This is a genomic window from Blastococcus sp. SYSU D00820 (assembly GCF_054050695.1).
The window spans coordinates 522,688-546,594 of record NZ_JBJGZW010000001.1 but is presented as its reverse complement, the minus strand read 5'-3'; the positions used below and the strand labels follow the sequence as shown (position 1 = coordinate 546,594).

Annotated in this window: 27 protein-coding genes; 15 read left to right on the top strand and 12 right to left on the bottom strand. The window is 75.2% G+C overall.

The window, feature by feature from the left end; genetic code table 11:
- Positions 1–8: 8 nt before the first annotated feature.
- The 7 genes from ACI79R_RS02595 to ACI79R_RS02565 form a co-directional block, all read right to left on the bottom strand.
- Positions 9–302 carry a DUF1416 domain-containing protein gene (locus ACI79R_RS02595; protein WP_456572014.1) on the bottom strand — a complete coding sequence of 98 codons (294 nt, stop codon included), beginning with the start codon at positions 300–302 and terminating at the stop codon, positions 9–11.
- Positions 303–310: 8 nt separating this feature from the next.
- Positions 311–1,138 (bottom strand): sulfurtransferase, encoded by an 828-nt coding sequence (locus ACI79R_RS02590; RefSeq protein ID WP_456572013.1) that lies wholly within the window; start codon positions 1,136–1,138, stop codon positions 311–313.
- A gap of 36 nt (positions 1,139–1,174) precedes the next feature.
- A complete protein-coding gene (locus tag ACI79R_RS02585; protein ID WP_456572012.1) occupies positions 1,175–1,621 on the bottom strand; it encodes a DUF4395 domain-containing protein in 447 nt (148 codons plus the stop codon).
- Between the two features lie 149 nt (positions 1,622–1,770).
- Complete coding sequence (locus ACI79R_RS02580) at positions 1,771–2,211, bottom strand: thioredoxin family protein (protein ID WP_456572011.1); 441 nt, start codon at positions 2,209–2,211, stop codon at positions 1,771–1,773.
- A gap of 46 nt (positions 2,212–2,257) precedes the next feature.
- Positions 2,258–2,944, bottom strand: a complete 687-nt coding sequence (locus ACI79R_RS02575; protein ID WP_456572010.1) for an LmeA family phospholipid-binding protein — start codon at positions 2,942–2,944, stop codon at positions 2,258–2,260.
- A gap of 10 nt (positions 2,945–2,954) precedes the next feature.
- Positions 2,955–3,776 (bottom strand): hypothetical protein, encoded by an 822-nt coding sequence (locus tag ACI79R_RS02570; protein WP_456572009.1) that lies wholly within the window; start codon positions 3,774–3,776, stop codon positions 2,955–2,957.
- Positions 3,773–4,564, bottom strand: a complete 792-nt coding sequence (locus ACI79R_RS02565) for an alpha/beta hydrolase family protein (protein WP_456572008.1) — start codon at positions 4,562–4,564, stop codon at positions 3,773–3,775. The genes ACI79R_RS02570 and ACI79R_RS02565 overlap by 4 nt, the downstream gene beginning before the upstream one ends.
- 85 nt (positions 4,565–4,649) lie before the next feature.
- Between ACI79R_RS02565 and ACI79R_RS02560 the strand changes: the two genes are divergently transcribed.
- From ACI79R_RS02560 to pstB, 6 genes are all read left to right on the top strand, one after another.
- Positions 4,650–5,396 (top strand): winged helix-turn-helix transcriptional regulator, encoded by a 747-nt coding sequence (locus ACI79R_RS02560; RefSeq protein WP_456572007.1) that lies wholly within the window; start codon positions 4,650–4,652, stop codon positions 5,394–5,396.
- The gene (gene mshD, locus ACI79R_RS02555; protein WP_456572273.1) at positions 5,393–6,340 is read left to right on the top strand and encodes a mycothiol synthase; all 948 of its coding nucleotides are present in this window, start codon (positions 5,393–5,395) and stop codon (positions 6,338–6,340) included. Before ACI79R_RS02560 ends, mshD begins: the two co-directional genes overlap by 4 nt.
- Before the next feature lie 252 nt (positions 6,341–6,592).
- Complete coding sequence (gene pstS, locus ACI79R_RS02550) at positions 6,593–7,708, top strand: phosphate ABC transporter substrate-binding protein PstS (RefSeq protein ID WP_456572006.1); 1,116 nt, start codon at positions 6,593–6,595, stop codon at positions 7,706–7,708.
- 103 nt (positions 7,709–7,811) lie between these two features.
- Positions 7,812–8,765 carry a phosphate ABC transporter permease subunit PstC gene (gene pstC, locus ACI79R_RS02545; RefSeq protein ID WP_456572005.1) on the top strand — a complete coding sequence of 318 codons (954 nt, stop codon included), beginning with the start codon at positions 7,812–7,814 and terminating at the stop codon, positions 8,763–8,765.
- Positions 8,765–9,844, top strand: a complete 1,080-nt coding sequence (gene pstA / locus ACI79R_RS02540; protein ID WP_456572004.1) for a phosphate ABC transporter permease PstA — start codon at positions 8,765–8,767, stop codon at positions 9,842–9,844. The genes pstC and pstA overlap by 1 nt, the downstream gene beginning before the upstream one ends.
- Before the next feature lie 35 nt (positions 9,845–9,879).
- Positions 9,880–10,659 (top strand): phosphate ABC transporter ATP-binding protein PstB, encoded by a 780-nt coding sequence (gene pstB / locus ACI79R_RS02535; protein WP_456572003.1) that lies wholly within the window; start codon positions 9,880–9,882, stop codon positions 10,657–10,659.
- 64 nt (positions 10,660–10,723) lie between these two features.
- Here pstB and ACI79R_RS02530 read toward each other — a convergent pair whose 3' ends face one another.
- Entirely contained in the window at positions 10,724–12,859 is a 2,136-nt protein-coding gene (locus ACI79R_RS02530) for an LCP family protein (RefSeq protein ID WP_456572002.1), read from the bottom strand.
- A 169-nt stretch (positions 12,860–13,028) separates the two neighbouring features.
- On the opposite strand from ACI79R_RS02530, the gene ACI79R_RS02525 reads away from it, so the two are divergent.
- A complete protein-coding gene (locus tag ACI79R_RS02525; RefSeq protein WP_456572001.1) occupies positions 13,029–13,922 on the top strand; it encodes an alanine-zipper protein in 894 nt (297 codons plus the stop codon).
- A gap of 21 nt (positions 13,923–13,943) precedes the next feature.
- Here the strand turns inward: ACI79R_RS02525 and ACI79R_RS02520 are convergent, their stop codons facing one another.
- Positions 13,944–14,375 (bottom strand): DUF2795 domain-containing protein, encoded by a 432-nt coding sequence (locus tag ACI79R_RS02520; RefSeq protein WP_456572000.1) that lies wholly within the window; start codon positions 14,373–14,375, stop codon positions 13,944–13,946.
- Between the two features lie 46 nt (positions 14,376–14,421).
- Positions 14,422–14,631, bottom strand: a complete 210-nt coding sequence (locus ACI79R_RS02515; protein ID WP_456571999.1) for a DUF2945 domain-containing protein — start codon at positions 14,629–14,631, stop codon at positions 14,422–14,424.
- A 310-nt stretch (positions 14,632–14,941) separates the two neighbouring features.
- Here ACI79R_RS02515 and ACI79R_RS02510 point away from each other — a divergent pair, with 310 nt between their 5' ends.
- The 8 genes from ACI79R_RS02510 (at position 14,942) to ACI79R_RS02475 (ending at position 23,123) form a co-directional block, all read left to right on the top strand.
- Positions 14,942–15,733, top strand: coding sequence for a siderophore-interacting protein (locus ACI79R_RS02510; RefSeq protein WP_456571998.1), 792 nt, complete (start codon positions 14,942–14,944; stop codon positions 15,731–15,733).
- A 67-nt stretch (positions 15,734–15,800) separates the two neighbouring features.
- On the top strand, positions 15,801–16,565 hold the full coding sequence (locus ACI79R_RS02505; RefSeq protein WP_456571997.1) for a response regulator transcription factor: 765 nt from the start codon (positions 15,801–15,803) through the stop codon (positions 16,563–16,565).
- Between the two features lie 16 nt (positions 16,566–16,581).
- Positions 16,582–18,102, top strand: a complete 1,521-nt coding sequence (locus ACI79R_RS02500; RefSeq protein ID WP_456571996.1) for a sensor histidine kinase — start codon at positions 16,582–16,584, stop codon at positions 18,100–18,102.
- 30 nt (positions 18,103–18,132) lie between these two features.
- Positions 18,133–18,852 carry a PaaI family thioesterase gene (locus tag ACI79R_RS02495; protein ID WP_456571995.1) on the top strand — a complete coding sequence of 240 codons (720 nt, stop codon included), beginning with the start codon at positions 18,133–18,135 and terminating at the stop codon, positions 18,850–18,852.
- Positions 18,845–19,579: an inositol monophosphatase family protein gene (locus ACI79R_RS02490; RefSeq protein ID WP_456571994.1), complete on the top strand. Its 735-nt coding sequence runs from the start codon at positions 18,845–18,847 to the stop codon at positions 19,577–19,579. The genes ACI79R_RS02495 and ACI79R_RS02490 overlap by 8 nt, the downstream gene beginning before the upstream one ends.
- Before the next feature lie 99 nt (positions 19,580–19,678).
- Positions 19,679–20,587, top strand: a complete 909-nt coding sequence (cysD, locus tag ACI79R_RS02485; RefSeq protein ID WP_456571993.1) for a sulfate adenylyltransferase subunit CysD — start codon at positions 19,679–19,681, stop codon at positions 20,585–20,587.
- Positions 20,587–21,924: a sulfate adenylyltransferase subunit 1 gene (locus tag ACI79R_RS02480; protein WP_456571992.1), complete on the top strand. Its 1,338-nt coding sequence runs from the start codon at positions 20,587–20,589 to the stop codon at positions 21,922–21,924. The genes cysD and ACI79R_RS02480 overlap by 1 nt, the downstream gene beginning before the upstream one ends.
- On the top strand, positions 21,921–23,123 hold the full coding sequence (locus tag ACI79R_RS02475) for an MFS transporter (protein WP_456571991.1): 1,203 nt from the start codon (positions 21,921–21,923) through the stop codon (positions 23,121–23,123). The genes ACI79R_RS02480 and ACI79R_RS02475 overlap by 4 nt, the downstream gene beginning before the upstream one ends.
- A gap of 69 nt (positions 23,124–23,192) precedes the next feature.
- Here the strand turns inward: ACI79R_RS02475 and ACI79R_RS02470 are convergent, their stop codons facing one another.
- Together ACI79R_RS02470 and ACI79R_RS02465 are read right to left on the bottom strand one after the other, a co-directional pair.
- Positions 23,193–23,363, bottom strand: coding sequence for a hypothetical protein (locus ACI79R_RS02470; protein WP_456571990.1), 171 nt, complete (start codon positions 23,361–23,363; stop codon positions 23,193–23,195).
- Positions 23,364–23,463: 100 nt separating this feature from the next.
- Entirely contained in the window at positions 23,464–23,853 is a 390-nt protein-coding gene (locus ACI79R_RS02465) for an ATP-binding protein (protein ID WP_456571989.1), read from the bottom strand.
- Positions 23,854–23,907: the final 54 nt, after the last annotated feature.

Sequence of the window (23,907 nt, the reverse complement as noted above, 5' to 3'; positions counted from 1 at the left end):
TCCTCCAGCTACGCGATGACGACCGTCGTCTCGTTCAGGCCGACCTCGGCGCTGATGACGCGCTCGCCCTTGCCGGCCTGCGCCAGCGAGCGCAGCTTCCACTCGCCGGGAGCGGCGAAGAAGCGGAACTCACCCTCGGGGCTGGTGACGACCTCGGCGGTGAACTCGTCGGTGCCGTCGAGCAGCCGCACGTAGGCGCCGGCGACGGGGGCTCCGTCGTGCCACACCTGGCCCTGGATGACGGTCTGCGTGCTCAGGTCGATGCCGACGAGGGCACCACCCTGCTTCGGGGCTGCGCACATGGGTCAGCTCACTTCTCGATCGGGACGCCGACCAGCGAGCCGTACTCGACCCAGCTGCCGTCGTAGTTCTTGACGTCGGTCTTGCCGAGCAGCTCGCGCAGCACGAACCAGGTGTGGCTCGAGCGCTCGCCGATGCGGCAGTAGGCGATGGTGGCCTTGCTGTCGTCGAAGCCCTGCTCGGCGTAGAGCTTGGCCAGCTCCTCGTCGGACTTGAAGGTGCCGTCCTCGTTGGCCGCCTTGCTCCACGGGATGTTGATCGCGGAGGGCACGTGGCCGGCACGCTGCGACTGCTCCTGCGGCAGGTGCGCCGGGGCGAGGATCTTGCCGGAGAACTCGTCGGGCGAGCGGACGTCGACGATGTTCTTGCTGCCGATCGAGGCGACGACCTCGTCGCGGAAGGCGCGGATCGACAGGTCGGGCTCCTGCGCCGTGTACTGCGTCGCCGGGCGCTCGACGGCGTCCTTGCTCAGCGGGCGGCCGTCGAGCTCCCACTTCTTGCGGCCGCCGTCCATCAGCTTGACGTCGGAGTGGCCGTACAGCTTGAAGTACCAGTACGCGTAGGCGGCGAACCAGTTGTTGTTGCCGCCGTAGAGGATCACGGTGTCGTCGTTGGCGATCCCGCGCGAGGACAGCAGCGCCTCGAAACCGGCCTTGTCCACGAAGTCGCGGCGCAGCGGGTCCTGGAGGTCCTTCTTCCAGTCCAGCTTCACCGCACCCTCGATGTGGCCGCCGTCGTAGGCGCTGGTGTCCTCGTCGACCTCGACGAGGACGATGCCGGGGTCGCCGAGGTGCTCCTGCACCCAGTCGGCGGTGACGAGCACGTCGTTGCGGCTCATGGGGGGTGTTCCTCCCTGGTCGGTGGTGCGGTCGGGTCAGGCGGTGTGCGCCGGGGCGGCCCGGCGGACGGTGAGGTAGAGCTCGCAGCCCAGGCAGAAGCCGGTGGCCGCGTTGAGCAGGGCCGCCACCAGCGCCAGGCCGGTGGCGACGGCGCCGACGACGGGCGCGCCGAGCAGGTAGCCGGCGGCACCGACGACGGCGAAGACGAGGCCCACGAGCTGGGCGAAGCGCAGCGGCGCCTCGGGCTCGCGCTCCCGCACCGGGCCCAGCCGCGGGGCGACCAGGACGCGGTACAGCAGGCCGTAGGGCGCCCGCCGCATCCCGCCGAGGGCGCCGGCGGCGAAGACGGCGGCCTGGGCGGCCACCAGCCAGCCCGAGGCGGTGAGCAGCGCGACGGCGAGGACGGCACTGGTGACCCACGCGGCGAAGCGCGGGCCCCGGACGTCCACGACCGCGGGTGCGGCGGCATGGCGAGCAGGCATGGAAGCAAGGTCTCCGGACGGCGGTCAGGGCACGTCTGGGCGGGGGTCAGCCCACCCTCAGGAGGCCGGACACAGGCAGCTGCCGACGCGGCACAGGTCCACTGTGCGGCGCGAGGTCAGCAGGGTGCCCATGGGGCGAGAGTAGCCGATCACGAGCGCGCCCCCGTGTGGGCGTCGACGAGAGCGGTCAGCTCCTCCGGCCGCGGGGCGCCGCTGCTGCGCCCGAGCAGGGCGCCGGTGCGGTCCAGGTAGAACAGCGTGGGGGTGCGCCGGACGTCGAGCTCGCGGACGGCCTCGAGGTGGCTCTCGGCGTCCACGTGCACGTAGGCCAGGCCCGGCCGGGTCGCCTGCAGCTGCTGCAGCCGGGCCCGCGTGGCCCGGCAGGGACCGCAGAACGCGGTCGAGAACTGGACGACGGTGAGGTCGGCCTCCTGCGGGCGGACCCCCAGCCCGGCGAGCACCTCGACCGGCTGCACGGCGGCTCCCTCCTCGACGGCGCGGACCGCGCCGCTGCGGGTGCGCAGCCAGACCGCCACCGCGGCGGCGACCAGCAGCGCCGCGGCCAGCACGACCGCCCCCGTCCCGTCCATCCCCGCTGCCAACCGCGGCCGCGCGGACGGCATTCCCGCCGGCGGCTCAGCCGCGCAGCACCGTGTCCGTGGCCTCGACGGCGACGGCCACGCCGTCCTCGGCCGGCTCGACGGAGGTGAGCCGGAGGCCGAACGGCAGGCTGAGCCGGTAGCGCAGGTCGAGCAGGTCGCTGGCCTCGTCCACCAGCGGCGAGGGCAGCTCGATGCCGGCGCCCGCGGCCTCCTCGACGTCGATCACCAGCTCGTCCCCGTCCAGCGAGACCTGGCCGACGGCGGTCAGCGGGAACGACTGCCCGAGCAGCTCGACGGTCCGGGTGATCCGCAGGCCGTCGCCCTCCCGGGTCAGCGTGGTGTCCGCACCGAGCTGCTCGGACAGCAGCGCGTACGACAGCGTGGCGGTCCCGTCGATCCGGTCGACCGGCACCTCGGTGACCGAGCCGCCCAGCACCGCCGACAGCGGCACGTGCACGCCGCGCAGCGTGACGTCGGCGCGGGTGCCCTCCGGCTGGCCGAGGTCGGAGGCGGTGAGGGCGATGCGCACCTCCTCGTAGTCGCCGGCGACGGCCTGGGTGAGGAACGGCCACCCCTCGATCGCGACCGACGGCGTGCCGGACAGGCCCCCCCGGTCGGCCATGGCCTCGGCGACGCGGTCCTCGGCCACGCCCACGGCCACCCGGTCGGCGACCAGCGCCAGGCCGAGCAGGACGACGAGGACCACCAGCAGACCCTTCACGCGGGCGGCCTCAGAACCCCGTCTGGAGGGCGACGGAGAACGCGACCGGCGCGGTGGCCGCGATGGGCAGCGCCGCCTGCACCACCGGCAGCGACCAGCCGCGCCCGCGCCCCTCGGCGACGACGTAGCTGGCGGCCAGGCCGATCAGCACGGCGACCGCGGAGAGCACCAGGCCCACGGTCACCGAGGAGAGCGTGTCCAGCAGCCCGCCCGGGGAGTGCCGCACCAGCGCGACCGCCGCACCGGCCAGCACGGCCAGCAGCAGGGCCAGGACGCCGACCGGCACGCCGGGTGCGACCTGCGGCCGCGGCAGGACGGTGTCGACCAGGTGCCCCACGACCAGCGCACCGCCGACGACCAGGGCCGCGGTGGCCGCCGCGCCGTCGCCACCGGCGACGTCGGGCACCCGCAGCCACACCGCGCCGGCGCACACCGCGCAGACCAGCAGCACCACCCCGGCCAGCGAGCCGACGACGTCGGCCCGTGGCGCCTTCCGCAGCATCTGGTGCAGCACCGCGGCGACGAAGGCCACCCCCGGCACGGCCAGCAGCGCGCCCAGCTCGGGGCGCTCGGGCAGCACGAGCAGCAGGTCGGCGGCGGCCGCCGCGGCCAGGCCGATGACCAGCGACCCGGCCGGGCCGCGCATGCGGGTGGCCGGGCCCCACGCCGCGACCAGGGCCAGCTGCAGCGCCAGGACGGCGGCCAGCCGGCCCTGGTCGCCGAGCCGGTCGGGCAGGACGACGAGCAGCGCGGTGGCGGCCGCCACCACCAGCGCGGCCGGCAGGTGGTGCGCCCGCGCGGGCAGCTCCAGGTCCGGCGTGGCGGCAGTCACGCCCCGATCGTCGCAGACGCCCAGCGCCCGATCCGCTCGACGAGCGGCGCGGTGGCCCCGCTCTCGGCGTGTCCGAAGCCCGGGACCACCCACGCGGTGGCCGCCGGACCGGCCGCGGCGACCAGGAGGCGGAAGTGCTCGAGCGGGAAGTACTCGTCGCGGTCGCCGTGCACGAGCAGCAGCGGCGTCGGCGCGATCCGGCTGACCACCTCCAGCGGCGCCGGCGGCGGGGTGAGCCAGGGGTCGTCCAGGCGCAGCCGCACCACCCGCGAGGCCAGCCGCCGGCCGGGCGTCGTCTCCAGCAGCCAGTGCACCCGGCGCATGGGGGCGGTGTCCCGGACGTACCAGCGGCTCACGGCGCTGACGCTGACCACGGCGTCGGGCCGGTGCCGGCCCAGCGCCGCCTGCCGCAGCGCCGCACCGCCGCCCATCGACATGCCCACGGTGACCACCGCGTCCGCGCCGTCGGCGCGGGCGGCGGCCACCGCGGCGTCGACGTCGCGCATCTCGGGGTCGCCGCCGGCCCCGCTGGCACCGCCCGAGCGGCCGTGGCCCCGGAAGTCCAGGCCCCTGACCTCGCCGAACCGCGACAGCCAGCCGGCCAGCCGGCGGAAGTCCGGACGGGCGGTGGAGTTGGTGAACCCGTGGGCGACGACGAAGGTGAGCGCCCGCTCCCCCGCCGCGGGCGGCCGGGCGGCGGGGACGACGACGCCCGCGAGCGTCACGCCGTCCTCGGTCCGGGCGGTCACCGAGCGGATGATCGCGACGTCCGGGGCCGGGGGAGACACGTCGGTTATCCTGCTGACTCACGCGACAGCGGCGTCGTGGGCCCCCGGACGACCCCGTCGTCCCAGGCTCCCCTGAGGAGACGACATGCGACTCGTGCTCATGACCGCGGCGCGCCAGGCCACGACCGAGGTCCTGCCGGCCCTCGGGCTGCTCGGCCACCAGGTCCGCGTGGTGGCCCCCGAGCTGTCCAGCCTGCTCGACGGCGACTCCGGGGACGTCGTCCTCGTCGACGCCCGCCACGACCTCATCCAGGCCCGCACCCTCTGCGGCCTGCTCTCCTCCACCGGGGTCGCCTCGGCCCTCGTTGCGGTGCTCTCCGAGGGCGGCCTGGTCGCGCTGTCGGCCGACTGGGGCGTCGACGACGTGCTGCTCGACACCGCCGGGCCAGCCGAGGTCGACGCCCGGCTGAAGTGGGCCACCGCCCGCCGGCTGGCCGCGGCCACCCCTGCCGACGGCGTGGACGGCGGCATCACGCAGGCCGGCGAGCTGGTCATCGACGAGCACAGCTACTCGGCCAAGCTCCGCGGCCGCCCGCTCGACCTCACGTACAAGGAGTTCGAGCTCCTGAAGTACCTCGCCCAGCACCCCGGCCGGGTCTTCTCCCGCGCCCAGCTGCTGCAGGAGATCTGGGGCTACGACTACTTCGGCGGCACCCGCACCGTCGACGTCCACGTGCGGCGGCTGCGCGCCAAGCTCGGCACCGAGCACGAGGCGCTGATCGGCACGGTGCGCAACGTCGGCTACAAGCTCGACCAGCAGGTCGCCGACGCCACGGCGGCTGCCGCGCGCGCCGAGGCCGAGGCGGCCGAGCCCGCCGCTCCGCTGCTCTGAGCACCGGCCCGGCGGCCGTCGTCCGCACCGTCGCCCGGCTCGACGCCGGGCAGGTCGCCGACGTCCTGGCCCTGCTGCGGGCGGCCACCTCCGCCGACGGGGTGCGCCCCCTGTCGGAGGAGGCCGAGCTGCGGCTGCAGCACGGCGGCCCGGCCGGCGGCCAGGACGTGCTCGCCGTCGACGACGCCGGCGCGCTCGCCGGCTACGCGCGCTTCGAGGGCGGCGACGGCACCGGCGACGCCGAGGCCGAGCTGGTCGTCGCGCCCGCGGCACGGCGCCGCGGCGTCGGTACCGCCCTGCTCGGCGAGCTGGAGCGGCTGGCCGGCGGCCGGCCGCTGCGCGTGTGGGCGCACGGCGACCTGCCCGGTTCGGCCCAGCTGGCCGGCGGCCGCGGCTACGGGCGCGCCCGCGTACTGCTCCAGATGCGCCGCGACCTCGCCGGGGTCGATCCCGACCCCCGCCCCGCGCTGCCCGAGGGCGTCACCATCGCGACCTTCCGGCCCGGCCGCGACGAGGCCGCCTGGCTGCGGGTCAACGCCCGCGCCTTCGCCACCCACCCCGAGCAGGGCAGCTGGACCGCCGAGGACGTCGCGCTGCGCGAGGCCGAGCCCTGGTTCGACCCGGCCGGGTTCTTCCTGGCCTGGCGCGGGGACCCCGACGCCGGCGGCACCCTCCTCGGCTCCCACTGGACCAAGGTCCACCCGCCCGGCGACGCCGCGGACGAGGAGATCGGCGAGGTCTACGTCGTCGGCATCGACCCGGACGCGCAGGGCCTGGGCCTGGGCCGGGCGCTCACCGAGGTCGGCCTGGCCTACCTGCGCCGGCGCGGCCTGGCCGAGGTGCTCCTCTACGTCGAGGAGGAGAACACCGCCGCGGTGACCCTCTACGAGCACCGGGGGTTCACCCGGTACGCCGTCGACGTCGCCTGGCGGCGCCCCGCCTGACGCCGGGCGGGCGCCGGAGACGCCCGGCCAACCGGCCACTCTGCCCACCCGCGGGGTGCTCGGGCGAGCGGAAACGCGCTCGTTCACCGGCTCGACGTGACCTGGTTCTCACCCGGTCGGCAAGACCTCGGCGGCCGTTCACCGGTCGTTCACCGAGCGACCCGGAGGCGGCCACCTCGGCTTCCTAGCGTGCCTGTCGTTGGTCACTCCCTGCCCGGCATCGAGGTCCGGGCTCCATCGAAAGGCACTGAGTTGAAGCTCAGCACCAGGTCGCGCGCCGTCGTCCTCTCCACGGCGCTGGCCAGCACCCTCGCGCTCGCCGCGTGCGGTGCCGCGAACGAGACCGACACCGCCGGCGGCAGCAGCGACAGCGGCGGCAGCGCCGAGCAGCTGAGCGGCAGCCTCGTCGGCGCCGGCGCGAGCAGCCAGCAGGCCGCCATGGAGGCCTGGCAGGCCGGCTTCCAGGGCGAGTACCCGGACGTGGACTTCAGCTACGACCCGGCCGGCTCCGGCGCCGGCCGCGAGCAGTTCATCGCGGGCACCACCGCCTTCGCCGGGTCGGACGCCGCGCTGGACGACGAGGAGCTGGCGGCCGCGCAGGAGCGCTGCGCCGGCGGCGAGGTCTTCGAGCTGCCGAACTACATCTCGCCGATCGCGGTCATCTTCAACCTCGAGGGCGTCGACGAGCTGAACCTGTCGCCCGCGACGATCGCCGGCATCTTCACCGGCGCCATCACCACGTGGAACGACCCGGCGATCGCCGCGGAGAACCCCGACGCGACGCTGCCGGCCACGGCCATCACCCCCGTGCACCGCGCCGACGACTCCGGCACCACGGACAACTTCACCGACTACCTGTTCCAGACGGCCGGTGACGTGTGGACCTCCGAGCCGGACGGCGTCTGGCCGCTGGAGGGCGGCGAGGCCGCCCAGGGCACCTCCGGCGTGGTCGACGTCGTGGGCAGCGTGGACGGCGCCATCGGCTACGCCGACGCCAGCCGCGCCGGCGACCTGGGCGTGGCGAGCATCGCCGTCGGCGAGGAGTACGTCGCCCCGACCCCCGACGCGGCCGCGGCGGTCGTCGAGAACTCCCCGGCCGTCGAGGGCCGCGGCGAGTACGACTTCGCCATCGAGCTGAACCGCGAGACCTCGGGCTCGGGCGAGTACCCGATCGTCCTCGTCAGCTACCACATCGGCTGCATCACCTACGACGACCAGGAGACCGCCGACAACGTGGCGGCCTTCATGTCCTACGTGATCAGCGAGGACGGCCAGTCCGCGGCTGCCGAGAACGCCGGCAACGCGCCGATCTCCGACACGCTGCGCGAGCAGGCGCAGACGGCGGTCGACGCCATCACCGCCGGCTGACCCGGCCCTCCGCGGTGGCCCGGGGCGTCGGATCGACGCCCCGGGCCATCGCCCCGCCCGGCCCCGGGCACCCGAACCCACGAGCCATCCCCACGGAGCAGCGGTGACCGCCACGAAGGCCCCGACCGAACCCCCGCCGTCGTCGCGCGCCGTGCGCCGGCCCGGCGACCGCATCTTCGCCGGCACCGCCCGCGGTTCCGGCATCTTCATCCTGCTCGTCCTGGCCGGGGTCGCCGCCTTCCTCATCAGCGAGGCGGTCCCCGCGCTCACCGCCTCCGCGGAGGACATCCCCGGCGGCGAGGGCCTCGGCGCCTACGTCGGCCCGCTGGTCCTCGGGACGCTCCTCGGCGCCGTGCTCGCGCTGCTGGTGGCCACGCCGCTGGCCGTCGGCATCGCCCTCTACGTGACCTACTACGCCCCCCGGCGGATCGCCGCGGGCCTGGGCTACGTCATCGACCTGCTGGCCGCCATCCCCAGCGTCGTCTACGGCTTCTGGGGCTACGTGGTCCTGGCCCCCCAGCTCGTGCCCCTGCACCAGTGGCTGGCCGACCACCTGGCCTTCCTCCCGTTCTTCGCGGGCCCCGCCTCCACCAGCGGCCGCACGATGCTCACCGTCGGCCTGGTGCTCGGCGTGATGATCCTGCCGATCATCTCGGCCATCGCCCGCGAGGTCTTCGGCCAGGCCCCCGCGCTGCACCGCGAGGCGGCCCTGGCCCTCGGCGCCACGCGGTGGGAGATGATCAAGATGGCGGTGCTGCCCTACGGGAAGTCCGGCGTCATCGCCGGCGCGATGCTGGGCCTGGGCCGGGCACTGGGCGAGACCATGGCCGTCGCGATCATCCTGTCCGGCGGTGCCGGTGCGACGATCAACCTGATCAGCAACTCCAACCCCTCGACCATCGCGTCGAACATCGCGTTGAGCTTCCCCGAGGCCACCGGGCTGGGCGTCAACACCCTGATCGCCAGCGGCCTGGTGCTCTTCGTCATCACCCTCGCGGTCAACATGCTCGCCCGCTGGATCGTCAACCGGCGCGCCGACTTCTCCGGAGCCAACTGATGAGCACCGACACGCAGTCCGCGCCCCTGGCCAAGGCACCGCAGCGGGGGCCCGTGCGGGTGCAGCGCCGACTGCCGCGCTACGCCCCGACGGGTCTGTACCTGGCCGGTCTCGCGCTGGGGGCCGCGCTGGCGGCGGTCACCGGGTCCGGCATCGCCCTGGCCGTGGTCTACGGCGTCGTCCTGGGCACGCTGGCCGTCTACCTCGCCTCGCGGGCCGTCGAGGGCCGCCGCAAGGGCACCGACCGGCTGGTCACCTGCCTGGTGACCACCGCCTTCGCCATCGCGATGATCCCGCTGCTCTCGCTGGTCTACACGGTGCTGGACAACGGGCTGGCCCGGCTCGACGGCGACTTCTTCAGCAACTCGATGTTCCGGGTGGTCGGCGAGGGCGGCGGCGCCTACCACGCCATCCTCGGGACGCTGATCATCACGGCCCTGGCCACCGTCATCTCCGTGCCGATCGGGCTGATGACCGCCATCTACCTCGTCGAGTACGGCACCGGCCGGCTGAAGCGGGCCATCACGTTCTTCGTCGACGTCATGACCGGCATCCCGTCGATCGTCGCGGGCCTGTTCGCCTACGCCCTGTTCACGCTCGTCTTCGGCAACGACTTCCGCGCCGGCGTCATGGGCGCGGTCGCCCTGTCGGTGCTGATGATCCCGGTGGTCGTGCGCTCCTGCGAGGAGGTGCTCAAGCTCGTCCCCAACGAGCTGCGCGAGGCCAGCTACGCGCTGGGCGTGCCGAAGTGGCGGACCGTCGTCAAGGTGGTCCTCCCCACCGCTATGGCGGGCCTCGGAACGGGTATCACCCTCGCCATCGCCCGCGTGGTGGGCGAGACCGCTCCGCTGCTGATCACCGTCGGGCTCATCACGGGCACCAACCTCAACCCCTTCGACGGACGCATGGCGACGCTGCCGGTGTTCGCCTTCTACCAGCTGACCCAGCCCGGGGTGGCCGAGCAGGCGTTCTACGACCGGGCCTGGACCGCCGCCCTCCTGCTCATCGTCCTGGTCATGGCGCTCAACGTCGTCGCCCGTCTGATCAGCCGCTTCTTCGCCCCCAAGACCGGTCGCTGACCGAGTCCCGCCGACCGACCAGGAGGACATCTCCCGTGGCCAAGCGCATCGAGGTCTCCGACCTCAACATCTACTACGGCAACTTCCTCGCCGTGGAGGGCGTCAACGTCGCCATCGAGCCGCGCAGCATCACCGCGCTGATCGGCCCCTCGGGCTGCGGCAAGTCCACTTTCCTCCGGTCGCTCAACCGGATGCACGAGGTGCTCCCGGGCGCGCGGGTCGAGGGCAAGGTCGTCATGGACGGCCAGGACCTCTACGGCAGCGACGTCGACCCGGTCGACGTCCGCCGCCAGATCGGGATGGTCTTCCAGCGGCCCAACCCGTTCCCGACGATGTCGATCTACGACAACGTCATCGCCGGCAACCGGCTGAACAGCAAGCGGATGAGGAAGTCCGAGGCCGACGACATCGTCGAGCGCTCGCTGCGCGGCGCCAACCTCTGGAACGAGGTCAAGGACCGCCTCGACCGGCCCGGTTCGGGCCTGTCCGGTGGCCAGCAGCAGCGGCTGTGCATCGCCCGGGCGATCGCGGTGGAGCCCGACGTGCTGCTCATGGACGAGCCCTGCTCGGCCCTGGACCCGATCTCCACGCTGGCCATCGAGGACCTGATGACCGAGCTCAAGGAGCGGTTCACCATCGTCATCGTCACCCACAACATGCAGCAGGCCGCCCGGGTGAGCGAGTCGACCGGCTTCTTCAACCTCAACGGCGTGGGGCAGCCCGGCCGGCTCATCGAGTTCAACCCGACCGAGAAGATCTTCAGCAACCCGGAGCAGAAGGCCACCGAGGACTACATCTCCGGCCGCTTCGGCTGAATCGACCCGGGCGCTCGACCCGACTCCGGCCCGTCCCCCACCCGGGGGGCGGGCCGGAGTCGTCTCAGCAGGTGACGGGCGTGGTGCTCGACGCCGGCTCCGTCGACGGCTGGGCGGCGGTGTCGGCCGCCGGGGTCTCGGGCACCGCCGCGGCCACGGGCGCGCCGACCTGGACCGGGACGACGGTCGAGTAGCCCGGCCCGATCACCAGCTGCACCCCGTCGCCGATCGAGTCGCTGGCCTGCAGCACCGCACCCGGCACCGCGGCGGCGACGGTCCGGGCGGCCTCGAGGGCGCCGGGCGCGTGCCGCACGACGGTCTGCGAGACGTCACCGGGCTCGTTGCCGACCTGGCCGACGACGAACCCGCCGGCCCGCAGCGCGTCGGCGACGGTGGCGGCCAGGCCACTGGTGCCGGTGCCGTTGAGGACGTCGACGGTGATCGCCCCCGGCGCCACGGTGAGCGGCTGGACGGCCGGGGTGGCGGGGGGCTGCTCCGCGCCGGTGGCCGGGGCATCGGGCGCGGTCTCGGCCGCGGCCGCGTCGTCCGCCGCGTCGTCCGTGGCGACGAGGTCGTCGGGCAGCCGGCCGTCCTCGATGACGGTCTCGAACAGCGCGCGGGTGGCCGGGGCGTCGAGGACGACGTAGGCCTGGTCGGTGCCCACCGGCACGTAGCCGACCTGGGCCACGGGCAGCCCGGCCCGCTGCACCTGGTCACCGGAGAGGTCCCCGAGGGTGCCGGCCAGCGTCCGCAGGTCGCCGAGGTTGGTCTGCTCGTCGACGGTCAGCGCGTCGGCCGCGCGGGTGAGGAACGAGGTGAGGGTGACGGGGTTGCCGAGCACGCCCATCGACATGGCCCGCCGCAGGGTGCTGGTGAGCAGCAGCTGCGCCCGCTCCGCGGTGGCCGCACCGGTGACGTCGGCGCCGGAGTCCCCGGGCCGGAGGTAGTCGCCGGCGGCGGCGCCGTCGAGCTCGGTCGTGCCGGCCTCCAGCGGGCGTGCCGACGCGGCGACGGCCGGGGACGGCGCGGTCAGGCAGACGCTGATGCCGTCGAGCGCGTCGACCATCGCCGGCAGCCGGCCGAGGTCGACGCCGAGGTAGTGGTCCACCCGCAGGCCGGACAGCTGCTGCACCGCCCGCACCATGCACGCCGGGCCGCCGTCGAGCAGCGAGGCGGCGAAGGCCTCCGTGGTCGGCTCGCGGAGGTCGCCGTCGGCGTCCCGGCACTGCGGGGTGTCGACCAGCGCGGTCGGCGGCACGCTCAGCAGCACCGCGCGGTCGCCCTCGGCGGAGACGTGCGCGAGCAGCGTGGCCACCGCCGCCGGCCCCTCCGCGCCGGGCAGGCCGGTGCCCACGACGAGGTAGGTGGCCGAGCCCTCCTGCAGCCCCGGGGCGACGACCTCCTGGCCGTCGGGGGCCAGCGCCTCGACCCGCTCGATGCTCTGGTCGACGTAGAAGTAGAGGCCGACGTGGTAGGCGACCACCACGCCCACCAGCGCGGCCAGGCCGATGGCCGCCCGGATCAGCCGGCGCCGGGCGGGGCTGCGGGCGGCCCGGCGGGCGGCGCGGGTCTCGCGGCGGCCGGGCGGGCGCGCCGCGGTGGCGCCCGAGCGGCCGGGGGCGTCCAGGCCGGGGATCGGCGGCAGCGGGGCGCCCTTGCGCGGCGGCTGGCCCGGCAGCGGCGGCACCGGCGCGGAGTGACGGATCGGTCCGCCACCCGGGAGCGGGGGCACCGGACCGGAGTGCCGCACCGGACCGCCGCCGGGCAGGGGCGGGATCGGCGTGGAGTGGCGGACGCCGTCACCACCGGGCAGCGGCGGGATCGGCGTCGAGTGCCGGACGCCGGCGGAGGCGGCCGGCGTGGGCGCGGCGGGCGCGGGCGCGGCCGGGGTGGGCGCGGCCGGCGCCGCAGCGGCGGGCACCGGCGGCAGGCCGCGGCGCGGCCCCTGCTCCTCGGCCGGGGCGGGGCGGCGCGAGGCGTCGGGTGCCGGCACGGCCGGGCGCGGTCCGCGGTGCGCGGGCAGCGACTCGCCCGGCAGCAGCGGGATGGGCACCTCGCCGGTGCGCCGGGCGGCGCGGCGGCCGCTCGGTCCTGCGCCCTGGCGGGCGATGAGCTGCTCGAGGGTCAGCGGTTCACCGGAGCGGTCGACAGGGGCCGACGTGCCGTCGCCGGCACCGCCCCCCGTCCGCTCGTCCCGCACCGGTGTCGACTTCCCATCGTCGTGGTCCGCGCCACTTCCCCGATCCGGCGCACGCGCCGGCGGCCGCGCACAGCCGCGGCCCTCCCACGATACGGCCGAGCCGCTCCCCGGACGGCCGACGCGCGGAGATCGTCGGGCGTGGCGCTGTGCACGGACGTAGCGTCGGCCCGTGAGGTTGCCATCCATCCCGGGCCCGTCCGACGTCCTCTCCGCCGTGGAGGGGCTGCGGGAGGGGGTGGCCGACGCGCTGGCGCTGGTGCCCCGGGTGGTCACCGCGGTGGGGCGGCTGGAGGGGCTGCTCGACCGGGTCGGCTCGGTGGTCGACCGCGTCGAGGGGCTGCTGGACCGGGCCGACCTCGCGGTCACCGCGCTGGAGGCCACCCGCCGGCAGGCGGAGCAGACCATCGACCGGGCCGGCGGCACGCTGAGCGAGGCCGACGCCGCCATCAGCGCCGTGGGCGAGACCCAGCAGAAGGCCGACGAGGCCATCTCCCGGGTGGGCGAGACCCAGCAGAAGGCCGACGAGGCCATCTCCCGGGTCGGGGAGACCCAGCAGAAGGCCGACGAGGCCATCTCCCGGGTGGGCGAGACGCAGCAGAAAGCCGACGACGCGATCGCCAGCGTCGGCGAGACGCAGGCCAAGGCCGACCGGGCGGTGGACGCGATCGGCGGCACGATCGGCCGGAGCGACGACGCGGTCAGCGGGGCCGAGGGGCTGGTGGCACGGCTCGACCCGCTGCTGGCCGGCTACGAGGGGCCGCTGCGCGACCTCGCGCCGTCCGTGCGCCGGCTGGCCGAGACGCTCGCGCCGGAGGAGGTGGAGTCGATGGTGTCGCTGATTGACCGGCTCCCGACGCTGCTCGGGCACCTGGACGAGGACGTCCTGCCGGTGCTGAAGTCGATGGAGGGCGTCGGCCCCGACGTGCACGACCTGGTCGACACGATGCAGGACCTGCGGCAGCTGGTGAAGGGCTTCCCCGGGTCGCGGCTGTTCCGCCGGCGCGGCGCCGAGGAGATCGCCGACGAGGAGGAGGACGGCGGGGCGGAGGAGCGCGACGCCTGATCGCGCTCCCCCGCCGGCCGGTCAGGTCTCGGTCGGGTAGCCCAGCGCGCGGACGACGTCGCCGATCCGCTCGAAGGTCTGGCCCTCGGGCAGCCGCTGCAGCTCGGCCACCACGGCATCGGGTGCCCGGTGGTCCAGCGCCGCCTCGACCAGTTCGGGGCCGGTGTTCGGGAAGTCGGCACGGTCCAGCCACCGGGCCAGCTCGGCGCGGGCGACGACGGCGTCGGCGTCCATGCCCACCGGGGTGCCGCCGACCAGCGTGCCGGCCGGGTCGGCGGTGAGGTCCGGCTCGCCCTCGGCGACCGGCTCGACCTCGCGCCACTCATGCGACCGGGTGGCGTGCTCGGCCTTGAGCATCCCCTGGATCTCGTGCTCGAGCTCCTCGTCGACCCGGGGACTGTGCTTGGTGCTGCGTGCGGACGTGCCGGCGAACTGGTCTCCGGTCTCGCTCACGGGTGGCCTCCTGTTCCTGGTGGTGCTGGCGCGTGCCCTCGTGGGCTCACTTCTCGTGCAGGGCTGAGGGCTTGTGGACCGCGTGCCCCCCGCTCTTCTCGCTCTCGACCTCGTACTGGGGGTCGTCGGAGCTGGCCCGGACCTTGCGGCCCGCGGCCTCGGTGTCCTCGGTGATCTTGCGGACCACCTCGCCCTCGGCCTTGCTGCCGTGGCTGTTCCAGGTGACGTGGTCACCCTTCGAGAACTCGTCGGCCATGAGTCCGCTCCCCGGTCGTCGCGCCGCCTCTCGGCGCTCCGGTGCTGCCCTGCCCGCCCGCGAGCCCCGACACACATTTCCCGTCCGGTGCCCACGATCACCCCTGCGTGCACTGGCGCCCGCGCTCCCGTCACGTAGCGTGTTCACCGACGGCACCGCCTCCGGCGTCCTCCCTGGTGAGGGTGGACGCACCGGCTACCCACGGTGAGGCGGCCGTCCTCGATCGCCGGCCCGGTCGACCTCATTCCCCCGGGGTCGGCCGGGTCGGCCCCTTCCGGGCCCGCCCCGGCGCGCTCCCTACGCTGACCGTGTGACCGCTGCCGATCCGACGGTTCCCGGGGGCCCGCGCCCGGTCGACGTCCTGACCGTCGTCTCCGTCACGGACGTCACGCCCTCCGTGCGCCGGGTGCTGCTGTCCGGCACCCCCGAGGCGGTCGCGGCCGCGGGCCCGACGGTGAACCTGCTGGTGCCACGGGTGGGGGACCCCGACCCGCAGTGGCCCCAGGTGGCCCGGGACGGGCGGATCGTGTGGCCGGCCGGCGCGCACGGGGTGAGCCTGCGCAGCTACACCGCCCGCCGGCAGGATCCCGCCCGCGGCGAGGTGGAGATCGACTTCGTGCTGCACGGGGACGGGCCGGCCGCGGCCTGGGCGGCCGCCGCGTCCCCCGGCGCGCAGCTGGCGGTGGCCGGCGCGGGGTCGCTGGGCGAGCGGCCCGCCGGCTGGCTGCTGCTCGCCGGCGACGAGACCGCGCTACCGGCGATCAGCCGGTTGCTGGCCGCCGCGCCGCCGGACACCCGGGGCGTCGCGCTCGTCGAGGTCGCCGGGCCGGAGGAGGAGCAGCCGCTGGCCGCGCCGGCCGGGCTGGCGGTGCGCTGGCTGCACCGCGGGGGGACCCCGCCCGGGGAGAGCACCCTGCTCGCCGACGCCGTCGCCGCGCTGGACCCGCCCGGCGGGGACGACGTCTTCGCCTGGGTCGCCGCGGAGTCGGCGACCGTCCGCACGATCCGCGCCGACCTGCGCTCGCGGTGGGGGCTGGGCCGGGCCCAGCACCACGCGATCGGGTACTGGCGCCGCGGGCGGGCGATGTCCCCCTCGTCGTGACCGGCTCCCAGCCGACTCACAGGTAGCGTCCAGTCCGGCCGCAGTCGCCGTCCGGACCATCGGATCCATGACGACGGCATCGGCACGCGCGACGGGAGGCTTCGTGGCGGGCACCCATGGATCGGCGGGACGGGCACCGGAGGCCCGGCTGCTCGTGGTCGACGACGAGCCCAACATCCGCGAGCTGCTGTCGGCCAGCCTCCGCTACGCCGGCTTCGAGGTGGCCACCGCCGCCGACGGCCAGCAGGCGCTGGCGATGGCGACGTCCTTCCGCCCCGACCTGCTGGTCCTCGACGTGATGATGCCCGGGCTGGACGGCTTCGGCGTCGTCCGCCGGCTGCGGGAGAGCGGCCGGCACACGCCGGTGCTGTTCCTGACCGCGCGCGACGCCGCGGAGGACAAGGTCTCCGGCCTCACGCTCGGCGGCGACGACTACGTGACCAAGCCGTTCAGCCTCGACGAGGTGCTCGCCCGCATCCGGGCGGTGCTGCGGCGCAGCAGCGGCCAGCAGCGCGCGGCCGAGGCGCCCCGGCTGAGCTTCGCCGACATCGAGCTCGACGAGGAGTCCCACGAGGTGCTCAAGGCCGGCACCCTCGTCAGCCTCTCCCCCACCGAGTTCAAGCTGCTGCGCTACCTGATGGCCAACGCCGGGCGGGTGCTGTCGAAGGCCCAGATCCTCGACCACGTGTGGAACTACGACTTCAACGGCGAGGCCAACGTCGTCGAGTCCTACATCTCCTACCTGCGCCGCAAGGTCGACACGACCGAGCCGCGGCTGCTGCACACCATCCGCGGGGTCGGCTACACCCTGCGACTCCCCCGCGGCGCGTGAGGACCCGGAGCCGGCCGTGGCCGGCCTGACGACGGGCGGTACCGGCGCCGGTCCGCGGGTGCCGCTGCGGATCACCCTGGTGGCGCTGCTCGTCGTCCTCGTGGCGGTCGCGCTGACCGCGACCGGCTTCGCCGCCACCAAGCTGCTGCGCGGCTACCTGGAGGGCCAGCAGGACCAGCAGCTGGTCGAGGCGCTCCAGGACGCCGCGCGCAGCGGGGCGGTCCTGCAGTCGTGCGTGGACGGCGGCACCCGCCGGCTGCCGGTCCCCTACTACGTCGCCTGCCTGACGCCGGACGGCGACGACCCCGTCGTCGTCTCGGCACCACCCGGGCCGGAGTCCGGGCTGCCGCGGATCAGCGACCGGAAGGCCGAGGAGATCCGCGAGCACGGCGACCCCACGACGACGTGGTCCCGCGACGGCACCCCGTGGCGGGTGGTGAGCGCCGACCTCGGCGGCGGCTACGTGCTGGTGCTCGCCACCGACCTGGAGCGCGACCAGGCCGTGATCGGGCACCTGGTGGCCATCGAGGTGGTCGTCGGCCTCATCGTGCTGACGGTGCTCGGCGGGGCCGGGTACCTGCTGGTCGGCAACAGCCTGCGCCCGCTGGCCGCGGTGGAGCGCACCGCGCAGGCGATCGCCGCCGGCGACCTGTCGCAGCGGGTGCCGGCGGGTGACACCCGCACGGAGGTGGGCCGGCTGACCAGCGCGCTCAACGGGATGCTGGCCCGGATCGAGAGCTCGTTCGCCGCCCAGCGCGCCTCGGAGGAGCAGGCCCGCGCCTCGGAGAGCCGCATGCGCCGGTTCGTCGCCGACGCCAGCCACGAGCTGCGCACGCCGCTGACCTCGATCCGCGGCTTCGCCGAGCTCTACCGGCAGGGCGCGGTCCGCGATCCGGAGGAGACCGCCCGGCTGATGCAGCGCATCGAGTCCGAGGGCGCCCGCATGGGGGTGCTGGTCGAGGACCTGCTGCAGCTGGCCCGCCTGGACCAGCAGCGGCCGCTGACGATCACGCCGGTCGACCTCGCCGAGGTCGCGGGGGACGCCGTCCACGACGCCCGGGCCGTGCAGCCCGACCGGCCCCTGGAGCTGGTGCTCGACCCGTCACTGACGGAGGTGCCGGTGGTGCTCGGGGACGAGGCGCGGCTGCGGCAGGTGATCGGCAACCTGGTCACCAACGCGCTCGTCCACACGCCGCCGGATGCACCGGTCACCGTCACCATCGCCGAGGAGCCCGGCAGCGGTCCGGCCGGCGAGGGCAGCGCGGACGACGACGGCGGCTTCCTGGTCGTCCGGGTCGCCGACGGGGGCCCCGGCCTGGCACCCGAGGACGCCGCGCGCGTGTTCGAGCGCTTCTACCGGGCCGATCCGTCCCGTGCCCGCGTCGCCGGCGGCACCGGCCTGGGGCTGACGATCGTCGCCTCGCTGGTGCAGGCGCACGGCGGCACCGTGGACCTGCGCACCGCCCCCGGAGAGGGCGCGGTGTTCACCGTCCGCCTGCCGCGCAGCGGCCCCCCGGCCCCCGGGGTGGCCGGGTGAGCCGGCCGGCGCGGTGGTTACCGTCCCCCGGTGAGCGCGAACGAGGGTGGCACCCCCTACGACCCGGACCTCATGGCCGCGGTGGCCGAGCTGGGACAGGCCCTGCGCGAGCTGGTCGAGGCCTCCGTGCTCACCACGGTCGGCGCCGCTGAGCTGCGCGCCGCCGCGGCCACGGCCCGGGCGGAGACCGCGCGCCTGTCGGCCTCGACCCGGCCGCCGCACCAGCTGCCGGAGCTGGACGACCCGATCACGTTCCGCAGGGTCTACAACCCGGTGAGCGGGGTGGGCAGCGCGCTCGCCCCACCGGTCCTCTTCCGGGGTGACCCCGGCGGCGGGGTCGTCGCCGAGGCCACCTTCGGCGCCGCCTACGAGGGCCCGCCCGGGTACGTGCACGGCGGCATGAGCGGCCTGGTGATGGACCAGCTGCTCGGCGCGGCGACCATCCGCGCGGGGTTGTGGGGCATGACCGCCCGCCTGGAGCTGGACTACCGCGGGCCGGTGCCGATGAACACGCCCCTGGTGCTGCGGGCCCGCGTGACCGAGGCCGCGGGGCGCAAGTCCCTGGTGACCGGGTCGATCGCGCTGGCCGCCGAGCCGGACCGCCCGCTGGTGGAGGCCCGCGGCCTGTTCGTCATGCCGCGGGAGGAGCGGACGGCCGCGTACTTCGGGCACATCACCGACGCCGCCGGCACCCTCGCGCCACCGCGCCGGCCGACGGACTCCACCGCGCTGGTGGGCGACGATGACTGACGTCGCCGTCGCCGCGGCCGCCGCCCAGGCGGCCGCGGACGTCCTCCTGGAACTGCGCGCCGGCGGCCTCACCGGCCGGGAGCTGGGTGCGGCGGGCGACGCCGCGGCCCAGCGGGCCATCACCGGCGTGCTGCGGCGCGAGCGCCCGGACGACGTCGTCTTCAGCGAGGAGGCCGCCGACGACCGGCGGCGGCTGTCCGCCGGCCGGGTCTGGATCGTCGATCCGCTGGACGGCACCCGGGAGTACGGCGACGTCGAGCGCGGCGACTGGGCGGTGCACGTCGCGCTGTGGACGCCGGAGGGGCTGGGCGCCGCCGCGGTGGCGCTGCCCGGCGTCGGCGAGCTGCTCACCACCGACCCCCCGCCCCGCACCCCGCCGGTCGGCGAGCGGCGGCTGCGGATCGCGGTCAGCCGCACCCGCCCGCCGGCCGAGGCCGAGCCCGCCGCAGCCGCCCTCGGCGCCGAGCTGGTGCCGATGGGGTCGGCCGGCTACAAGACCACGGCGGTGGTCCGCGGTGAGGTCGACGCCTACGTGCACGCCGGGGGGATGTACCAGTGGGACTCCGCCGCGCCGGTCGCGATCGCGCTGGCCGCCGGGCTGTCGGCCACCCGGCTGGACGGCTCCCCGCTGCGCTACAACGAACCGGACCCCTCCCTGCCCGACCTGCTGGTCTGCCGCCCGGAGCTGGCGGCCGACCTCCTGGCCGCGGTGCGCTCGCAGCCGTAGCGGACACTGGAGCGGGAATCCCGCTCGTCCCGGTGCGGTTGGTGCTGGTTCGGGCCCTGTGGAGCCCAGCCCTGCCCCCGACGACCGGAGCACCCCCGCGTGACGACCCCTGACTACCGGCTGAGCCAGCTGGAGACCCTGGAGGCCGAGTCCATCCACGTGATCCGCGAGGTGGCCGCCGAGCTCGAACGCCCGGTGCTGCTGTTCTCCGGCGGCAAGGACTCGATCGTCATGCTGGAGCTGGCCCGCAAGGCCTTCGCCCCGGCACGGATCCCCTTCCCGGTCATGCACGTGGACACCGGCCTGAACTTCCCCGAGGTGCTGGAGTTCCGCGACAAGCGCGTCGCCGAGCTCGGCGTCCAGCTGGTGGTCGCCTCGGTGCCCGACGCGATCGCCGCCGGCACGGTCAAGGAGGAGCCCAACGGCTCGCGCAACCGGATCCAGACGCCGGTGCTGCTCGACGCCGTCGAGGAGCACGGCTTCACCGCGCTGTTCGGCGGGGCCCGCCGCGACGAGGACAAGGCGCGCGCCAAGGAGCGGGTCTTCTCCTTCCGCGACGAGTTCGGCCAGTGGGACCCGAAGAACCAGCGCCCGGAGCTGTGGGACCTCTACAACGGCCGGATCCACCTGGGCGAGTCGATCCGGGTGTTCCCGCTGAGCAACTGGACCGAGCTCGACATCTGGCAGTACATCGCCCACGAGCAGATCGCCATCCCCCCGCTGTACCTGGCCCAGGAGCGCGAGGTCGTCGAGCGGCAGGGGATGCTCTACGCGGTCAACGAGTTCATCCGCCCGCGCGACGGCGAGCGGGTGTTCCGCACCTCGTGCCGCTACCGCACCGTCGGCGACGCGAACCTGACCGCGGCGGTCCGCTCCGAGGCCACGACCGTCGAGGAGGTCATCGCCGAGATCGCGGTGACCCGGATGACCGAGCGCGGCGCGACCCGCGGTGACGACAAGGTCAGCGACGCCGCCATGGAGGACCGGAAGAAGGAGGGCTACTTCTGATGGCTCCCGACGACATGCACGACGACAGCACCACCCGGCCCGTGGACGTGCACTCCGCCGTCGCCGAGCACGCCGTGGAGATCGCCACCGCCCGCAAGGACATCCTGCGGATCGCCACCGCGGGCTCCGTGGACGACGGCAAGAGCACCCTCATCGGCCGGCTGCTCTACGACAGCAAGGCCGTCTTCGAGGACCAGTACGAGGCGGTGGCCCGCGCCAGCAAGGGCGAGTACGTCGACCTCGCGCTGCTCACCGACGGCCTGCGCGCCGAGCGCGAGCAGGGCATCACGATCGACGTCGCCTACCGCTACTTCAGCACGCCGCGGCGCACGTTCATCCTGGCCGACACCCCGGGCCACGTGCAGTACACCCGCAACATGGTCACCGGGGCCTCGACCGCAGACCTCGCCATCGTCCTGGTGGACGCGCGCAAGGGGATGCTCGAGCAGAGCCGCCGGCACGCCTTCCTCGCCTCGCTGCTGAGGGTGCCGCACATCGTCGTCGCGGTGAACAAGATGGACCTCGTCGACTGGTCCGAGGAGGTCTACGAGGCGATCCGCGACGAGTTCAGCGCGTTCACCGCCAAGCTCGCGGTGCCCGACCTCACCGTCGTCCCGATCTCGGCGCTGCACGGCGACAACGTCGTCACGCACTCGCCGAACACGCCCTGGTACCAGGGCCCGACGCTGCTGCACCACCTCGAGCACGTGCACGTGGCCAGCGACCGGAACCTGACCGACGTCCGGTTCCCGGTGCAGTACGTCATCCGGCCCCAGTCCGACGCGTTCCACGACTACCGCGGCTACGCCGGCACGGTGGCCAGCGGCGTGCTCCGCGCCGGCGACGAGGTGCAGGTGCTGCCCAGCGGCCTGACCACCACGGTCGCCGGCATCGACGGCCCGCGCGGCCCGGTCGAGGAGGCCTTCCCGCCGATGTCGGTCACCGTACGGCTCGCCGACGACCTCGACGTCTCCCGGGGCGACCTGATCTGCCGGCCGGCCAACCAGCCGGAGGTCACCCAGGACGTCGACGCGCTGGTGTGCTGGATGGCCGAGGAGCCGCTGCGCCCGCGCCAGCGGCTGGCGGTCAAGCACACCACCCGCACGGTGCGCGGCATGGTCAAGGAGCTGGCCTACCGGCTCGACGTGAACACGCTGCACCGCGACCTCGAGGCCACCGAGCTGGGGCTCAACGACATCGGCCGGGTGCGGCTGCGCACGACCCAGCCGCTGTTCGTCGACGACTACACCCGCAACCGGGTGACCGGCCGGTTCATCCTGGTGGACGAGGCGACCAACGCCACGGTCGGCGCCGGGATGCTGACACCCGCAGGGTGACGCGGGGCCGCTGGGCCGGCGTCGCGCTCGTCGCCGCCATCGTCGCGGTGGCGCTCAACCAGCGGCCGGCCGTCGTCGCGGTGGCGCCGGTGCTGGCCGACCTGCGGGCCGACACCGGCCTGTCGTCGGCGCTGGCCGGGCTGCTGACCACCGTGCCGGTGCTCTGCTTCGGCGCCTTCGCACCGGTCGCGCCCCGCCTGGCCCGCCGGGTGGGCCTGGAGACGGCGGTCGCGGCGTCGCTGCTGCTCCTGGCCGCGGGCATCGCGCTGCGGCTGCTGTCGCCGGTCGCGCTGCTGTACGCCGGCAGCCTGCTGGCCGGAGCGGCGATCGCGCTGGCCAACGTGCTGCTGCCGGCGTACGTCAAGCGCGAGTTCGTCCGCCCCGGTGCCGTCATGGGCCTGTACTCGGCCTCGCTGAACATCGGTGCGGCCGCCGGTGCGGCGGCCACCGTGCCGCTGGCCGGCGCGCTGGGCGTCGGCTGGCGGACCGCGCTCGGGCTCTGGCTGTTCCTCGCCCTCGGCGCGCTGGTGCTCTGGCTGCCCGTGGCCGGCACCGGCCGCGACCGCCGGGCCACCGGGCCGCTGCCCGAGGGCGGGTCGTGGTCCCTGCTGCGCCAGCCGCTCGCCCGGCAGGTCACCGCCTGGATCGGGCTGCAGAGCGTGCAGTTCTACTCGTTCGCCGCCTGGCTGCCCACGCTGCTGGCCGACTCCGGGGTGCCGGTCGGCGAGGGCGGCCTGCTGCTGGGGCTGTCCAACGTCGTCGGCGCCGCGGGGGCGCTGGTGGCGCCGGCGCAGGCCGGCCGGATGCGCACCCAGCGGCCGCTGATCGCCGCGGTCGTCGCCGCCTACCTGGTCGGCCTGGCCGGCCTGCTGGTCGCCCCGGCGCACGGCACGCTCGTGTGGGTGTGCGCCTTCGGCGTCGCCCAGGGCGCCGGGTTCGCGCTGGCGCTGACCCTCATCGTGCTGCGCAGCCCCTCCCCGCTGGTCGCCGCGCGGCTGGGCGGGGTGGCGCAGTGCGTGGGCTACCTGCTGGCCGCGGTCGGCCCGCTGGCGCTCGGCGCCCTGCACGACCTGACCGCGGGCTGGACCTGGCCGCTCCTGCTGCTGCTCGTGCTCCTGGCGCCGATGGCGTCGGCCGGGTGGGGCGCCGCGCGCGACGCCCAGCTCGATGTCGGGCAGCGGGAGCCCGCCCGGGTCTGACGCCCTCCGCACGCCGACGCCGCCCCGGCCCGCCGCGGCAGCGGCAGGGGGACGGCGTCGGGCGTCGGGTCAGGCCTGGTCGGTGGGGGCGGGCGCGGCGCCCGGGTCGCCGTCCCAGTCCTTGCCGGCGACGTCGGCGTTCTCCGAGGCGCTGTCGGTCTGCCCGGCGACGGTCTCGATCATCTCCTCGTCGGACAGGCCCGCACCGGCGGCCTCGACGGAGCCGTTCGGCTCGCTCATCGCGCATCTCCTTCGACTGGCGGATGGGTTCCCTCCGCCGGTCCCCGAGGAGCGCGCGCGGCAAACCCCGCGGGCCGCGTGCCCCGGCTCACGCCGCAGGTCAGCTGCCCGGCCACACCAGGTCGAACCACACCCGCTTGCCGCCGCGGTGCTCCTCGACGCCCCACCGGTCGGCGATCGCGGCGACCATCCGCATGCCCCGGCCGCGCAGCGACCCGGTCTCCGGCTCGCGCACCACCGGCAGCACCGGGGAGGCGTCGCCGACCGCGATCCGGAGCCAGCCGCCGGAGAGGGTGACCTCGACGGTCAGCGCGGCCGCCCCGCCGACGTGGTCGACCACGTTGGCCACCAGCTCGGTGACCAGCAACGCGGCGTCCTCGGGGTCGTGCGGCGCCCGCCAGCTGCGCAGGAGGTCCACGACGAGGTGCCGCGCGACGGGCACGGACCGTGCCACCGGGGGCAGGTCCACGCTGGCACTGAGGGTCGACATGCCGCCTCCGGGGCCCGGGGCTCCCGCCGGAACGGCACCCGTACGATCAGTTGT